This window comes from Bradyrhizobium sp. SHOUNA76, assembly GCF_023006445.1.
GTDB lineage: Bacteria > Pseudomonadota > Alphaproteobacteria > Rhizobiales > Xanthobacteraceae > Bradyrhizobium.
Genome location: NZ_JALBHA010001188.1, coordinates 1 through 375 on the forward strand (window position 1 = coordinate 1; position 375 = coordinate 375).

At 66.1% G+C, this 375-nt stretch carries 1 protein-coding gene and 1 pseudogene; both read right to left on the minus strand.

What is annotated here, in order from left to right; translation table 11 throughout:
* Positions 1-222 (minus strand): ATP-binding cassette domain-containing protein (locus tag MOV74_RS40430; RefSeq protein WP_246933139.1); only part of this gene is annotated, 222 nt, incomplete at its 3' end.
* Positions 219-375, minus strand: a pseudogene (livG, locus tag MOV74_RS40435) (high-affinity branched-chain amino acid ABC transporter ATP-binding protein LivG); the annotation flags it as partial. The pseudogene livG and the gene MOV74_RS40430, both read right to left, overlap by 4 nt.

The following is a 375-nucleotide window of genomic DNA, read 5'->3' on the forward strand; positions in this document are numbered from 1 at the left end:
GCTCTCGGTCGAGCGGTTGTTGAGCGGCTTGCCGTCGAACTCGATGCCGCCGGTGGAGCGCACCATGTTGCAGATCGCGCGCAGCGTGGTGGTCTTGCCGGCGCCGTTGGCACCGAGCAGCGTCACGAGCGAGCCCTCGTTGAGCGAGAAGGACAGGCCATGGAGCGCCTGGACCTGACCGTAATAGGCGCGCAGGTCCTTGACGTTGAGCAGCGTCGTCATTGGTCCTTGCTCCCGAGATAGGCCTTGATGACGTCGGGGTCCGCCTGCACCTGGGCGGGCGTGCCCTCCGCGAGCTTCTTGCCGAAGTTCAGCGCGACGACGTGGTCGGCGATCGACATCACGAGGCCCATGTGGTGCTCGACCAGCAGCACG